The 13,456-nt window shown below is 65.9% G+C and carries 19 protein-coding genes; 2 read left to right on the top strand and 17 right to left on the bottom strand.

What is annotated here, in order from left to right; translation table 11 throughout:
* Genes EQG66_RS03170 through EQG66_RS03155 form a run of 4 tightly spaced genes read right to left on the bottom strand, consistent with a single transcriptional unit; the run spans position 1 to position 1,499 of the window.
* Positions 1–576 carry a tail tape measure protein gene (locus EQG66_RS03170; RefSeq protein ID WP_129403095.1) on the bottom strand — a complete coding sequence of 192 codons (576 nt, stop codon included), beginning with the start codon at positions 574–576 and terminating at the stop codon, positions 1–3.
* Positions 569–778 (bottom strand): phage tail assembly chaperone, encoded by a 210-nt coding sequence (locus tag EQG66_RS03165; protein ID WP_129403094.1) that lies wholly within the window; start codon positions 776–778, stop codon positions 569–571. Before EQG66_RS03165 ends, EQG66_RS03170 begins: the two co-directional genes overlap by 8 nt.
* The gene (locus EQG66_RS03160) at positions 775–1,095 is read right to left on the bottom strand and encodes a gene transfer agent family protein (protein WP_281273892.1); all 321 of its coding nucleotides are present in this window, start codon (positions 1,093–1,095) and stop codon (positions 775–777) included. Before EQG66_RS03160 ends, EQG66_RS03165 begins: the two co-directional genes overlap by 4 nt.
* The gene (locus EQG66_RS03155; RefSeq protein WP_129403093.1) at positions 1,092–1,499 is read right to left on the bottom strand and encodes a phage major tail protein, TP901-1 family; all 408 of its coding nucleotides are present in this window, start codon (positions 1,497–1,499) and stop codon (positions 1,092–1,094) included. The genes EQG66_RS03160 and EQG66_RS03155 overlap by 4 nt, the downstream gene beginning before the upstream one ends.
* A gap of 81 nt (positions 1,500–1,580) precedes the next feature.
* Between EQG66_RS03155 and EQG66_RS03150 the strand changes: the two genes are divergently transcribed.
* The gene (locus tag EQG66_RS03150) at positions 1,581–1,886 is read left to right on the top strand and encodes a hypothetical protein (RefSeq protein ID WP_129403092.1); all 306 of its coding nucleotides are present in this window, start codon (positions 1,581–1,583) and stop codon (positions 1,884–1,886) included.
* 101 nt (positions 1,887–1,987) lie between these two features.
* Here the strand turns inward: EQG66_RS03150 and EQG66_RS03145 are convergent, their stop codons facing one another.
* The 12 genes from EQG66_RS03145 to EQG66_RS03090 form a co-directional block, all read right to left on the bottom strand.
* Positions 1,988–2,383, bottom strand: coding sequence for a DUF3168 domain-containing protein (locus EQG66_RS03145; protein ID WP_129403091.1), 396 nt, complete (start codon positions 2,381–2,383; stop codon positions 1,988–1,990).
* The gene (locus tag EQG66_RS03140) at positions 2,380–2,592 is read right to left on the bottom strand and encodes a hypothetical protein (protein WP_245987824.1); all 213 of its coding nucleotides are present in this window, start codon (positions 2,590–2,592) and stop codon (positions 2,380–2,382) included. Before EQG66_RS03140 ends, EQG66_RS03145 begins: the two co-directional genes overlap by 4 nt.
* Positions 2,589–3,131 (bottom strand): head-tail connector protein, encoded by a 543-nt coding sequence (locus tag EQG66_RS03135; protein ID WP_129403090.1) that lies wholly within the window; start codon positions 3,129–3,131, stop codon positions 2,589–2,591. The genes EQG66_RS03140 and EQG66_RS03135 overlap by 4 nt, the downstream gene beginning before the upstream one ends.
* 190 nt (positions 3,132–3,321) lie before the next feature.
* The gene (locus tag EQG66_RS03130) at positions 3,322–4,464 is read right to left on the bottom strand and encodes a phage major capsid protein (protein WP_129403089.1); all 1,143 of its coding nucleotides are present in this window, start codon (positions 4,462–4,464) and stop codon (positions 3,322–3,324) included.
* A gap of 169 nt (positions 4,465–4,633) precedes the next feature.
* Complete coding sequence (locus tag EQG66_RS03125) at positions 4,634–5,053, bottom strand: HK97 family phage prohead protease (protein WP_245987846.1); 420 nt, start codon at positions 5,051–5,053, stop codon at positions 4,634–4,636.
* Positions 5,054–5,166: 113 nt separating this feature from the next.
* Positions 5,167–5,478, bottom strand: coding sequence for a DUF6127 family protein (locus EQG66_RS03120; RefSeq protein WP_129403088.1), 312 nt, complete (start codon positions 5,476–5,478; stop codon positions 5,167–5,169).
* A 153-nt stretch (positions 5,479–5,631) separates the two neighbouring features.
* Positions 5,632–6,780 carry a phage portal protein gene (locus EQG66_RS03115; protein WP_129403087.1) on the bottom strand — a complete coding sequence of 383 codons (1,149 nt, stop codon included), beginning with the start codon at positions 6,778–6,780 and terminating at the stop codon, positions 5,632–5,634.
* Between the two features lie 163 nt (positions 6,781–6,943).
* The gene (locus tag EQG66_RS03110) at positions 6,944–7,657 is read right to left on the bottom strand and encodes a helix-turn-helix transcriptional regulator (protein WP_129403086.1); all 714 of its coding nucleotides are present in this window, start codon (positions 7,655–7,657) and stop codon (positions 6,944–6,946) included.
* A gap of 109 nt (positions 7,658–7,766) precedes the next feature.
* Positions 7,767–9,092 (bottom strand): DNA-packaging protein, encoded by a 1,326-nt coding sequence (locus EQG66_RS03105; protein ID WP_129403085.1) that lies wholly within the window; start codon positions 9,090–9,092, stop codon positions 7,767–7,769.
* Positions 9,089–9,682, bottom strand: a complete 594-nt coding sequence (locus EQG66_RS03100) for a hypothetical protein (protein ID WP_129403084.1) — start codon at positions 9,680–9,682, stop codon at positions 9,089–9,091. The genes EQG66_RS03105 and EQG66_RS03100 overlap by 4 nt, the downstream gene beginning before the upstream one ends.
* A 158-nt stretch (positions 9,683–9,840) precedes the next feature.
* The gene (gene ubiB, locus EQG66_RS03095; protein WP_129403083.1) at positions 9,841–11,385 is read right to left on the bottom strand and encodes a 2-polyprenylphenol 6-hydroxylase; all 1,545 of its coding nucleotides are present in this window, start codon (positions 11,383–11,385) and stop codon (positions 9,841–9,843) included.
* 49 nt (positions 11,386–11,434) lie between these two features.
* Entirely contained in the window at positions 11,435–12,166 is a 732-nt protein-coding gene (locus EQG66_RS03090; RefSeq protein WP_129403082.1) for a class I SAM-dependent methyltransferase, read from the bottom strand.
* Positions 12,167–12,219: 53 nt separating this feature from the next.
* Here EQG66_RS03090 and mutM point away from each other — a divergent pair, with 53 nt between their 5' ends.
* Positions 12,220–13,035 carry a bifunctional DNA-formamidopyrimidine glycosylase/DNA-(apurinic or apyrimidinic site) lyase gene (gene mutM / locus EQG66_RS03085; RefSeq protein ID WP_129403081.1) on the top strand — a complete coding sequence of 272 codons (816 nt, stop codon included), beginning with the start codon at positions 12,220–12,222 and terminating at the stop codon, positions 13,033–13,035.
* A gap of 37 nt (positions 13,036–13,072) precedes the next feature.
* Here mutM and EQG66_RS03080 read toward each other — a convergent pair whose 3' ends face one another.
* Positions 13,073–13,423, bottom strand: coding sequence for a glycine zipper 2TM domain-containing protein (locus EQG66_RS03080; RefSeq protein WP_245987821.1), 351 nt, complete (start codon positions 13,421–13,423; stop codon positions 13,073–13,075).
* Positions 13,424–13,456: the final 33 nt, after the last annotated feature.

Below are 13,456 nucleotides of genomic sequence, written 5' to 3'. Positions count from 1 at the left end.
CTATTCGGAGAGGGCGCTGCGCACATTCCTGGCAATCTGGCGGGCACTGCGCGCCAGAGCCTCAGGCGCGCTGCCCTGCGGCGCGTTGAGGTTGATCGTCACCCGCACATCGCGCCCGCTGCCGCCGCCCGCTCCGCTGGCGATTACCCGCCCGCTTGTCGTCGGCACGAACAGCTCCGGCCCGTTTTCGCCTACACGATAGGCCCGGCCCGGAGACACCGGCCCGCCGGTCGCCCGCCCTGGCGCACCGCCACCGAACAGCGCGCCGGCGGCGCTCAGCACGCCACCGAGCAGGCCGCCGCTATCCCCACCGCCGCCGGGCATCTTGAACGCCACGCGCAGCGCCTCCTGCGCGATCTGGTCCAGCACCGACAGCGCGATGCGCGCCAGATCATCGAAGCCGAATTTCCCGGTGCGCAGCGCGCGCAACAGACTCGTCTCGATCATCCGGCCCGCCTTGTCCGCGCCGCGCGCCAGCGGCCCTTCCAGCGTGTCGCGCATAACTCCAACGTCTCTCGCGAAGCCCTGCGTATCGGCGCGCACCGCGATCACCAGCCGGTCGATTTCCTCATCCATCGGGAAACATCTCCTGCAATTTTGCTATATCGGGGCGGGAAGGCGGCCCTTCTCCGGCTGCCTTGCGCTCCAGCATCGCGGAGACGACAGCCTCCATCTCGGCGGGCGTGGCGTTCCAGAACTGATCCGCGCTCCAGCCCAGATGCCAGCCCGCCAGCCCCGCCAGCCGAACCGCGACCGGGGCGAAGGCGTGGCTGCTCATGCCTCGCCTGAGAGGATCTGGCCCAGCACCGCTTTCAGCGCGGGCGTCACCGCGGCCAGCCCCTGGCCCGCCACCGCCTCGCCCAGAACCTCGCGCGTCACCTCTTCCGGCCATTCGAAGCGGCAGTGCCAGAACAGCGCAACCATCTCGCCGAGCTTCAGCCCGCCGGACGCCGCCCGCTCGACCAGCGCAAACAGCGGGCCAAGCTCTTCCTCCGCCGCCACCAGCGCGGAAAATGTGGGGCGCAGCATCAGCCGCTCTCCGCGCACCAGCACGGATGCCTCACCGCGCAAGCCATTGGGCGCGCGTGCCGTCACAGGCTCACCACCGTGCCGGAGCTTTCGAGGCTGATCGTGTAGGTGCGCTCGCCATTATAATCGCCCGCATAATCGAGGCGGGTGACAAGGAACGTGCCCTGCATCCGCTCGCCGCTCTCGAAGCTCAGCTCATAGTCGTCGATCACGCCCGCAAGCGCGCGGTTGCGGATGCTCACCTCGCCCGCCGATCCGGTGAAGATGCCGGCAGCAGAGACGCTCACCGCCCGCACCCCTGCGCCCGACAGCAGCTCGCGCCACCCGCCCGAATCCTTGTTGGTGATGTTCACCGCCTCGCCGCTGACCGAAAGCTGCGTCGTGCGCAGACCGGCGATGGTGGTATAGGTCAACGGCGTGTCACCGTTGCCGATCTTCAGCAAAAACGCGCTTCCTTTTTCGACGCTCATGGCGCACTGTTCCTTTCATAAAAGAAGGCCGCAAAGGCGTTAAGCATTCGTGCAGCCATTTGGTGGTATGGAGGGGCTATTATGATACTCATCGCAATGATCTTCGCCGCGGCTACGCCCGCAGTTGCCGTTCCCAAGGCGCGCCAGGCCTATGCCGGGTGCCTTACCCAGTTCACCAACGATGCGGTGGACCGCAAAATGCCGAAGGAAGAGTTCGTCCCCGGCCTGAAAGCCAAGTGCGCTGACAAGGAAGCGACATTCCGAGCCGCCCTCATCGCCGCCAACAAGGCTGATGGCATGAGCGAGAAAGAGTCCGCCGCCGATGCCGAGGATCAGGTCAACGGCTATATCGAACAGATGACGGACAACTTCGCCAGCGGGAATTGAGGTTTTTTGGCAAAATTCGCGAAACAGCGAATTTTGGATGCGCGGGAGCGGGCCGGTGCCGATCGTCCGAAACGCAGCGCAGCTGCCTGTTTCGGATCCAATTATATAGCGAGCACCCTGATCCGGTAATCCATCACCGCATTCCAGCGCCCCGCGCCATTGCGCAGCAAGCGGGAACGGGTCATGACGAGGCTGCCGATACGCCACATGCCCACGGCGCCCGAAAGCCCCTGCACCGCCGCATCCACCAGCGGCATGATCGCGCCGATGCGGGTGTGGGTTTCGCGGTCGTCCTCAATGCCGATGCCGATGCGCAGCTCGCGCCCCGGCCTGTCCTTGGTCGCCCAGTCGGTGCCAATGCCCTCGCCCACGATCACCATCGGCGGGGTCCCCTTGTCCGGCGTGCCGTCGTAAATGCGGTTGACCTGCGCGGTGAGCGCCGCGTCCGCCCGCAACAGCGCGATCAGCGCCGCGCGAATATCGACATCCGGGTTCATGGCGCGGTCCTCCCAATGTGCCGCAGGCTTGCGTCCCTGATCCAGCGGTCCAGCAGGCCGCGCCCTTCGAGGATCACGTCATCGCCCTCGACATAGGCCGAGATGCCGGGCAATCCGCCCGCCTCCTCGGATATGCTGCGCCGTCTGCGCGCCGCACGCGCTTCGGCATGACGCTGCGCCCGGCCCATCAGGCCATCGAACGCCCTCATGCGATCCGCATCCTGCGCCACGGCCGCCAGAGCGCGGTGACGATCGCGGGCGGCGGCTCGCTGCTTTCCCGCTCGGTAAAGAGATGCGCGGCGAGGCGGACGATGCCCTGCCGCAAGCTGTCCGGCAGGCTGGGCCAGTCGGCGGCGATGCCTGCCACCAGGTCCACTTCCAGCCGCGTCTCGGCGCGAGACTGGCTGACGCGCACCCAGCCATCGCCGTCACCCGTGATGTCTATCGCATAGGTCCCCACGGCGAGCGTACTCGCCGTTCCGTCCGCCGCGATCGCGCGCGCTCCGCTGATCGCGCTGACCGGGCAGGCGCGCAGCCGGGTCCATTCGCTGCTAAGCGCCAGTCGTTCCACCCCGGCGCGCGCAAACATGGCCTGCGCGCAGAAATCCTCCGCCATGCCGATGGCAGAGCGCACCAGTGCGCCAATCGCGCCATCGTCGGTCGCGGTTTCGATCCGCAGCCACGCCTTGGTCTCTGCTAATCCTGCGTCGATGGTGCCTTGCGCCACCGCGCTCATTGTCACTGTCATGGCCTGCGCCCCCACATTTCATTCCTCCGCCGAAAAATGGCCTCCCCCATCGGGCAATGGGAGAGGCCAGTTCAGGGGAGACACTCCGGGCCGAAGGCCCATCAAGTCAGCACGCAGAGGCAACAAGAGGCGCAGCGAAGCCGAACAGCCTCTCTGCGTACTCTGCGCCTCTGCGCGAACCAAATCAGCCTCAGGAAATGCTGAACTTCATCAGTTTGATCGCCTCGCTGTTCACGACAGCACCGCCGATGCGCTTCACCGAATAGAAGTTCACATAGGGCTTGTTGCTGTAGGGATCGCGCAGCACGCTGGTTTCGTTGCGCTCCGCGATCACATAGCCATGGCGGAAGTTGCCAAACGCGATCGAGAGGCTGTTGGCTGCGATGTCCGGCATGTCGCCTGCCTCGATCACCGGATAGCCGAGCAAGGTCGCGGGCTGATCCGCCGCCAGTGCCGGCTGCCACATGAACGCGCCGTCCGAGGTCTTGAACTTGCGGATCACGGCCAGCGTCGCCGCGTTCATCACCCACGCCGCACCCTGACGATAGGGTGCTTTGAGCGCGTGGACCAGATCGACCAGCTTGTCCTGCGGATTGGTGGCGACAAAGCCGCCCGCCGCGCCTGCCGCGACATACTGGATCGTGCCGAACGCGCGGATGCTGTCCACCTCGTTGGTGGTGGTGTAGGTGAGGAAGCCCTTGGGCTGGTTGGTGCCGGTGCCGTTGACGAACGCCGCGCCTTCTGCCCGCGCAAACTCCATCGCAATCTCGCCCGCAAGCCAGTTTTCAACATCGAACTGGGCATCGTCGAGCATTGACTGGCTGGCTGACGGGTTGGCATAAAGATCGCCCCATGGCGGCACGATCTCGCTAAACACCGGCGTACCGGTTTCGGGCCGCGCGGCGGTTTCAGCGGCCCAGCCGGACGGCGTGCCGCCGGTCGTCACCAGCTTGCGATAGCCCGCCGAACCGACCTTGACGACATTGGCCACCGAGCGGATCGGCGAGGATGCCTTCAAAAACGTCTCGATCATCGCGTCCAGCTCGCGCGGCACCGCGAAGCCGCCGGTTGCCGAGGTGGCTCCGGTAAAGCTTTTCAGCTCCAGCCCCGCCTCCATGCCGTGGCGCAGATATTTATCGACAAAGGCGGCACGGGCCGGGTCCACATCACCGCCCTTCACGCCATCCAGCGCCGGGCGGGCGATGGCAGTGCGCTGAACCGCGGCCACCTGGCCTTTCAGCGCGGCGACATCTGCTTCAAGCGTCGAAATCTTGTCCGTCTGGCCGAGCGCATCAAAGCTCTCCTCCAGCGCGTCGGCTTTCACTTCATACATAGGCTTCTCCTGCAAAAGAGGTCGTAGAAAGGTCACAAAAAAGGCGGCCCCACGGTCCGCCCTGCTTCTTCGTCACTTGAATTTCCCACCGTCATGCTGAACTTGTTTCAGCATCCATCCCGCCGCTGAATGTGGTGGTGCGTGGGGAGAAATGGACCCTGAACCAAGTTCAGGGTGACGAGGTATGAGTTGATTCCACCGCATGAACCCGCGCGGCGGGCTGCATCGGGAAGGTGACAAGGCTCACCTCCACCAGGTCCAGATCCTTCAGCACGCGCGGGTGCCGCCCGTCCGCCTTCGCCACGCGATAGCCGAACGACAGCCCGTTCACCTGCCCCTGCTTCAGCATCGCGGCGGCCTCTGCGGGCGCATCGGCCCGCACATGGCCGATCACGCGCAGCCCGCGTTCGTCCTCGGCCAGGCTCTCAATGATGCCGATGGGCTTGTCTGGCCGGTGCTGCCACAACAGCGGCACCGTCTTGCCGCGCCCGCGCCACCACGCGATCGCCCGCGCAAACGCACCCTTGCGGATGATGTCTCCGCCGCGATCCTGCTTGTCGAACAGCGCGGCATAGCCCGCGAAGCGCACGCCCTCCTTCGGTCGCTCTTGTGTTCCTGCGGAAGCAGGAACCCAGGGATCGGATGACGTGCCCTGTCCTCTGGACTCCTGCTTGCGCAGGAGCACGCTTGCTCTCTCCCCGCTCAAGGCCGCACCAGCGAGACGAGTCCCGTCTTCACCGCAATGCCCAGCAACACCAGCGCGAGGGCCGCCCGCACCAGCCAGCCGATCACCGCGTTCTTGGCCGCCGCCTTCGCATCGCGCCAGGCAGAGAGCAGTTCGCGCAGCTCGCGCACATCATCCTCAGCCGCGCGGTCGGAGAGGCCCAGCCGGTCGAGCGCGCGGCCCGCGCCCATCTCGCTCGCCTCCTCCACCAGCGCGCGGATCGTCACCAGATCACCGCCGCGCCCCTCGGCCTGCGCCACCAGCCCGGCCAGCATATCGCTCTCTCTCATTGTGTTTACTCCTTGATTCGGCGCCAGCCCCGTGGACGAGTCACGCGCCTCGGCCACGCCCCTCCCAACCTCCCGACAGGGTATCTTATGGGAGCGCTGCCGAGGCACGAGACTCGGCTGCGGGAGGGGGAGCGGGCCGATGCGGCAAGCCAATTATGCGCCTCCCGGTCCAGCGATCCCCAGCATCGCCCGCTTCTCTTCCGCGCTCAGGAAATCCGCACCGCTCACCCGTTCCCACAATGCGGTGCGTTCGTCCGCCAGTTCGGGCACCCGATCGAGGTCGACCGCCAGCTCCAGCCCCGGCATCGCGGGCCGCAAACCCTGCGCGATGCCGCCCAATATCTTCGCCATCAGCGGCAATATCGTCTGCCGCCACAGCGCCTTGTTCGCCTCGCGATAATTGGCATAGGTATTGTCGCCCGGCAGGCCGAGCATCATGGGCGGCACGCCGAAAGCGAGCGCTATCTCCCGCGCGGCAGACGCCTTCAGCGCCACGAAATCCATTTCGGCGGGCGACATCGAGAGCGACTGCCATTTGAGGCCGCCTTCGAGCAGCATCGGCTTGCCCGCATTGATCGCGCCGGCAAACGCCGCCTCCATCTCCGCCTTCAGCCGCGCGAACTGCTCAGCCGAAAGCGTCGCGCCATCCTTGCCGCTGTCATAGACCAGCGCGCCGCTGGGCCGCGCCATATTGTCAAGCAGCGCCTTGTTCCATGTCGTCGCGGCATTGTGGATCGCCACCGGCCCGCTCGCCGCGCCGATGCAGCCCAGCCCCATATGATCGTCGAGCGGGTTGATCGCTTTCAGGTGGATCACGGCGGTGCGGCCCCGGCCATCCTCGGCCCACAGCCGCGTCAGCCGGCCCTGCACCCGGTAATGATAGGCAATCGGCCAGCCATTAGTGTCTACATCAACGCTCATCCGCTCCGGCCTCAGCGCAAACAGCTCTGCCGGTTCGCCTTCGCTATCCGCCAAAATCTGCACAAAGCCGTTGCCATGCAACAGCAGGTGCAGCGCCAGCGTCTCGATCAAGCCCTGCCCCGCCGAGGCATGGCGCACCATCTCCAGCGCCAGCGCATTGTCAGCCGCGGAAGCGCCAGACGCCACCACCGCCGCGCCACCCGCCGCCTCAGACACCAGCCGCACCGCGCGCTGCGCCACCGGGTTGGCAAGCACGGCCGCGCGCACCTGCGCATCATAACTGGAGGGCCATTCGCCCAGCGCCGGGCCGCCGATCATATAGGCGCGCGACAAGACCGGGCGCGGCGCCACCGCCGCCCCCTTCCATCCGAACAATTTCATGAGGTTACTCCGTTGGAGCCGAGAACAGATTCGGGTGTCCGAATTGCTCTCCATTGAGTCGAAAATGGTGGAATGCGAGAACCGGCGCGCAGCGACCTTTAAGGGTCGTGAGCACCGGAAGCGCAGCAGAACGCCATTTGCAGACCGATGGAGAGCAATTCCTCTAGGCGGCGATGAGACCCATGCCGACGCCGACAACCGCCGCAGACGTGCGGTCCGACACATCGAGCTTTTCATAGATGCGCCGCAAATAGGTATCCACCGTCGCGCCAGACAGGTCTAGAATGTCGGCGATCACACCGTTGCTCTTGCCGCGCGCCACCCAGTCCAGAATTTCCAGCTCCCGCGCGGAAAGCGGCTTTTCCAGCGGCCCCCTGTCAGGCAAAAGCTGGCATAGCCGCATATGCGCAACCTGCGCCACCATGTGCATTTCATCGACCGGTGCGGTTTCGAACACGCTCTCTCTCACCGCCGCGCCTATATTGACGCTGCCGTTGCGTCCGCCCGGCCCATAGACCGGCAGGGTAAAGCCATCGTCCAGTTCCGCCTCGCGCATCCGGTTCAGGAACGCCATGTGTTCGGCGTCCGGCTGCATCTGGCTCCAGGCCTCGGACCAGCGGGTAGGCGCGCCCCTGCCGATAACTATTTGCGGCAGCGGATCTTTCTCGCCCCAGCCTTCGGTCACATAGGCCTGGACGACCTTGCGCGAAAACCCGCGATGAACAAGGTTGAATCCACCCCGCACCAACGAGTCGCCCCGGTTCGCCATGAAATAGGCGAACCCGCGAAAACCAAGCTCGCGATAATAGCCGCGCACCACCCGCCAAAGCTCTGGGGGGGAGCCAGCATCACTTATCTCCGCTACCTTGAGGCTCACGGTCTCATCCAAACTCAGACATACCCACAGGCCTGTTATAGCTCAAATTTCCCGCCGGGGATACATCGGTAAAACCGGCGCTCCCGATCGTCCCCTTATGATACGCCATTCACAGGCTCCTGATCCCGTAGCCGGCGCTTTTCTCCAGCATCAGCGCGCTCAGCGCCCACACCAGCGCATCCGCCCGGTCGGGCGAGCGGCCTGGCCCTTCATAGCCGCCGCCGATCATCATGCCGCAGAGCTGATCCTCCAGCGCCGGAAACGCACCGATATGCTTGACCCGCCCCCGCTCATAGAGCGCCGCGACAGGCTCTGCCCGCGCGCTCTTGCCCCGGCTGGCGTGCACGAGCCGCACCGGCAACCCGGCTTCCGCCGCGCGCAGCACGCTTTCGACCATATCGCCGCCCATATTGGCCTCGGCCACCACCCGGTCCGCGCCGTGGCGCGCGGAGGCAGCCACCACCCGCGCCGCCCAGCCTTCCGGGCTTAGCCCGGCGGCGGACGCATCCTCGATCACATAGCCTATGCCATCCAGCCCCAGCCCGGCAACCACAATGCCGCATGCGTCCCCGCCAGACGACGCCGGCGGATCGACCGCCACCACCACCCGCGCAAACGGGCTGTCGCCATCGTTCCACAAGGCCTCGCGCCGCACCCGCGCCTGCTCGATCAGCGCGCGCGTCCACAGCGCGCCTTCGGGTTCATCGATCAGCTCTCCGTCCAGCTCCTGCCTGCCGAGCATCGTGCCGCCATAGTCCTGCTCCATCGCCGCGAGGAAACCCTGCGCCAGATGCAGCCGGTTGTCGCGGGTGCGCCCGCGGCTCACCACCACGCCAGCCTGCTCCACCAGACGCCGGATCAGCGGCACCGGGCGCGGCGTGGTGCTCGCCAGCACACGTGGCTGCGCACCAAGCCGCAAACCCAGCATCAGATTGTCCCACGCCGCCTCGGCATAGCTCCATTTCGCCAGCTCGTCCGCCCAGGCATGGGTAAACTGCGGCCCGCGCAAGCTCTCCGGCTCCGCCGCGCCATACAGCATCGCCTGCGCGCCGGATTTCCAGATCAGCCGCTTCAAGGCCGGGTGCCAGATCGGCCGGTCCCAGCGCGGCGCGATGCCGAGCAGGCCGCTCTCACCCTCCACCATCACGCTGCGCGCGTCATGCAGCGTAGCGCCGACGAGCGCGATCCGCGCGCCGCCATCCCGCTCGGCAATGGAGCGCACCCATTCCGCCCCCGCGCGGGTCTTGCCATAGCCGCGCCCGGCCAGCATCAGCCAGATGCGCCAGTCGCCATCCGGCGCCAGTTGTTCTGGCCGCGCATGGACCGACCAGTCATGCAACAGCGTCGCGCGCCCGGCATGGCCCAGCTGATCGAGCAGCGCGTCGAGCCGTTCCTCAGGCCAGTGGGCCAATTCCTCCCAGATCGATCGGCTCATGCATTTTCATTCCCTTCACCGGAACCGTTCCCGTCACTCCGCGCCCGGACAAGCGCGATCTTTGCGCGAATCTCGGCATGCAGCGCATCGCTGCCGGGCCGGTCTATTCCCTGCTCGGCGCGATAGGCGTCGACCGCGCCCTTGTGCGCCATCAGCAGCCTCAGCGCCATGCTGTGCGGGTAGCTGTGAACCGTTTTGGTTTTTTTCTTGCCGTCTGTATTGCCGTCGTCGACCTGTTCGGTAATCTCCGATCCGTGGATCGACTGGCGCAGCAGCAGCATCTCCAGCTCGGCATAGCCCTGCTCCAGCGCCTCGGCCCAGCCAGCCGCGAAGGCCGGGTCTTTCTTGCGCAACGCATAGGCGCCGGAAATATCCATCTTCACCGCGCGGCAGGCCTCGGTCACGTTCGATGTCGCGCGCAGCACATCGAGAAACTGCGCCATTTTCTTGCCCGTCCAACTGCTTTTGCGCGGCCGGTAATATTGCGCGCGGGCAGGCTCGCCCGGTCCGCGCTGCTGCACCCACAGCTTCATGCCCGCTGGCTTGCCCGCGCCCTGTTCCGGTTCGGTGCGTTCCTTCCCTGCCATCATGCCTCCGCATCCGCGCCACAAGCGGGGACGGGCCGGAACGCTTCCGCCCCGGCCCGTCCCCCTCGACGCGATTCGCCATCATGCCTGTCGTCCTAGCCTGAGCGTGACGCTGTAGGACAGAAGAATTTTTCCTATTTGGTTATTTTGCGAGAGGAGGCTTAACCCACCGCCCGCATCAGGCCCGCGCCGATGGCCGCCGCGCCAAGCGCCACCGCGCCATAGCGGACGAACCAGCCGGGTTGCCATGTCATGAGCCGCACGTCGGGCAAGGGCGGGGGCGGGGGCGGGGGCGCGCCGCCGGGGGCGGGGTAGCGGTCCTCGATCCGGCGGACGAGATCGGGCAGGCGCATCAGCGTGCGCCAGTTGTCCACCAGCGCATCCGCCACCTTTGCCTCCGGCCCCAGCTCGTCGCGCAGCCAGGCGGAAACATAGGGCCCGCTCGTCTCCCACATATTGATATCGGGGTCCAACGCCGTGGCGACGCCCTCGACCATCACCATCGTCTTTTGCAGCAACAGCAGGTGCGGCTGCGTCTCCATGTCAAAGTCGCGGGTGATCGCGAAGAGGCCGTCGAGCATCTGGCCGACGCTCAGCTCCTTCACCGGCTTTCCCCGCATCGGCTCGCCCACCGCCCGCAGCGCAGTGGCGAATTCCGCGACATCATGATGCGCGGGCACATATTGCGCCTCGAAATGAATCTCTGCCACGCGGCGGTAATTGCCTGTAATCAGGCCATAAAGTATCTCGGCCAGCCACAGCCGCGCCTGCCGGTTGATCCGCCCCATGATGCCAAAGTCAATCGCCGCGATCCGCCCGTCCGGCGTCACGAACAAATTGCCCTGATGCATATCCGCGTGGAAAAAGCCCTCGGCAATCGCCTGCCGCAGAAACGTGTTCACCAGCCGCGCGGCCAGCGCCTTCGGGTCATGCCCGGCGGCGATGATCGCCTCGCGGTCAGATATCTTGATGCCGTCGATCCACGCCATCGTCATCACCTTGCCGGTGGTGCGGTCCCAGTCGATCTCCGGCACCACATAGCCCGCCTCCGCCGCCATCGCCTCGGCCAGCTCGGAAGACGAAGCCGCCTCCCGCCGCAAGTCCAGCTCGCGCGCGGTCCAGCGTTTGAGATTGGCGATCACGAGGCGCGGGCGCAGCCTCTTCGCCTCTCCGCCCAGTTGCTCCAGATGCGCAGCCGCCCATTCGTATGTCGCGATGTCCCGCGCGAACTGCTCCGTGATACCGGGGCGCAGCACCTTCACCGCCACGTCCCGCCCGTCGGTCGTTTGCGCCCGATGGACCTGCGCGATTGAGGCGGCGCCCACCGCCACTTCATCGAACCGGGCGTAGAGCGCCTCAAGCGGCTGGCCCAGCGCGCTCTCCACCGCGGCTCGAATGGCAGGGAAGGGCAGAGGCGGCAGCGCGTCCTGAAGCGTGAGCAGATCCCGCGCGGCGGCCTCTCCCACCAGATCGGGCCGGGTCGCGAGCGTCTGCCCCAGCTTGATCGCCGCGGGCCCAATCGCCTGAAACGCCTCGGCATAGCGCGGCTGCTTCGGCACCCGCGCGCCAAGCCGGGCGATGCGCACAAGGCGGCGCACCGGCGCGGGCGTGTTCACATCGCGCTCGATGCCCATCAGCGCACCATGGCGAGCGAGGATGCGCCCCCATTTCAGCAGGCGCCAGAGGTGGGTGACATGGGAGGTCATGAAATTATCTGGATCCCCGCCATCGCAGGGACATGAACGACTGAGCCGTTCATACTTTCCAGCCCGAATGGATCGCGACCAGCCCGCCCAAGATCGGCTCTACCTTCGTCTGCGCAAAACCCGCCGCACGGATCATGCGCTCAAACTCCGGCATCGGCGGAAAGCGGCGGATTGACTCGATAAGGTAGCGATAGCTCTCCTCATCCTTCGCTAGTGCCTTGCCAATCTTGGGCACCAGCCGGTGCGAGTAGGCATCATATATCTCGGCAAAGCCCGGCCAGACGCAGGTGGAAAACTCCAGACAAAAGAAGCGCCCGCCATAGTTCAGCACCCTGTGCGCCTCGGCCAAGGCCTTGTCGATGAAGGTGACGTTGCGGATGCCGAAGGCGATCGTGTATGCGTCAAACGAGCGATCGGCAAAGCTCAGCGCCTCGGCGTTCTGCTCTGACCATAGGAGGCCTGATAATTGGCGTTTCCCGGCGCGCTGTTGCCCGACAGCCAGCATCTCCGGGTTGATATCTGCCACCGTCACCGCCGCGCCCGCCTTGGCGAGACGGAAGGCAATGTCGCCGGTGCCGCCCGCCATATCGAGGATCGCCTCGCCCGCACGCGGCTTCACCCGCGCGACAAACTGGTCCTTCCACAGCCGGTGCGCGCCAAAAGACATAGCGTCGTTCATCAGGTCATAGCTGCCTGCCACGCCAGAGAAGACCTGGCGCACCATGCCAGCTTTTTCGCTGGCATCGACCTCGCGATAGCCAAAGGAAACCGTTTCGTTCATGGCCCGTCTCTAGCCCCTGTTTATCGTCGTGGGAAGCGGCTAAGCACGGGATTATGCCAGAGCTTCCCGAAGTCGAAACCACCGTCGCAGGATTGCGATCCGTTCTGGAGGGGCAGGTGCTGGCGCGGGTCGAGCCGCGCCGGGCGGACCTGCGCACACCCTTCCCGCCTGATCTGCGCCAGCGCCTGACGGGTGCGCGCGTGTCCAGCCTTGGCCGCCGCGCCAAATATGGGCTGATAGAGACCGACCGGGGAGATATGATGATCTTTCACCTCGGCATGTCTGGCCGGTGGCGGGTGGACCCGGATGAGCTGGGCAAGCATGACCATCTGGTGCTGGAAACGGAAGCCGGGCGACGGCTGGCCTTGTGCGATCCACGTCGCTTCGGCTTTGTCGATCTGATACGGGCCGATGCGCTGGCGGACTATCCGCCGTTCACGCGCATGGGGCCGGAGCCGCTGGGCGATGGCTTCACGGCCACAGCGCTGGCGGCGGCCCTCAATGGCAAAGCCACTGCAATCAAGGCCGCACTGCTCGATCAGCGCGTGGTCGCGGGGCTGGGGAATATCTATGTGTGCGAGGCGCTGCATATGGCGGGCATCGCGCCGAATATGGCGGCGGGGCGGATCAAGCCCGTCAAGCTCACCGCATTAGTGCAGGCGATCCGCGACGTGCTGGCGGCTGCGATCCTCGCGGGCGGTTCCACCCTGCGCGATTACGCCCGGCCCGATGGCGAGCTGGGCTACTTCGCCAAGCAGTGGCGCGTATACGGGCGCGAGGGTGAAGATTGTCCCGCCTGCGCCGCGCCGGTGCAGCGCCGCGCGGACGGCGGACGCAGCACCTTTTATTGCGCGCAATGCCAACAGTAGCGGCGCTCTCTATACCCGCGCCACCACCTTGTGCTTGTTACTTGCAGCGCACGTTGTTGCGATCAATCGCCCGGCCCGCGAGCGCACCGCCGGCTGCGCCCAATATCGTGCCCAGCGTCTTGCTGCCACCCGGCGCGATCACGTTGCCCAACACGCCGCCCGCAATGCCGCCGACGATCAGGCCGGTCGTGCCATCGGGCTTCTTGCAATAATAATTGCCGTTGGCGTCGCGATAAATCTGGTCATCGTCGCGCAGCACATAGCCGTCATTATAGCCCCTGTCAGCATAACGGGGACGGTCATCGCCATAGCCGGCGCACGCCGCAAGCGGCAGGGCTGACAGGGCGCAGAGCGAGAGCATCGCGCGGGATTTGAGGGACTGGGGCATGGTATCTCTCCTTGGGGGTAGGAACATGTCCCG

The sequence above is a fragment of the Sphingobium fluviale genome (assembly GCF_004122115.1).
Classification (GTDB): Bacteria; Pseudomonadota; Alphaproteobacteria; order Sphingomonadales; family Sphingomonadaceae; genus Sphingobium; species Sphingobium fluviale.
The sequence above is the reverse complement of the archived record's forward strand: the minus strand, read 5'-3'. Positions and strand labels throughout refer to the sequence as shown.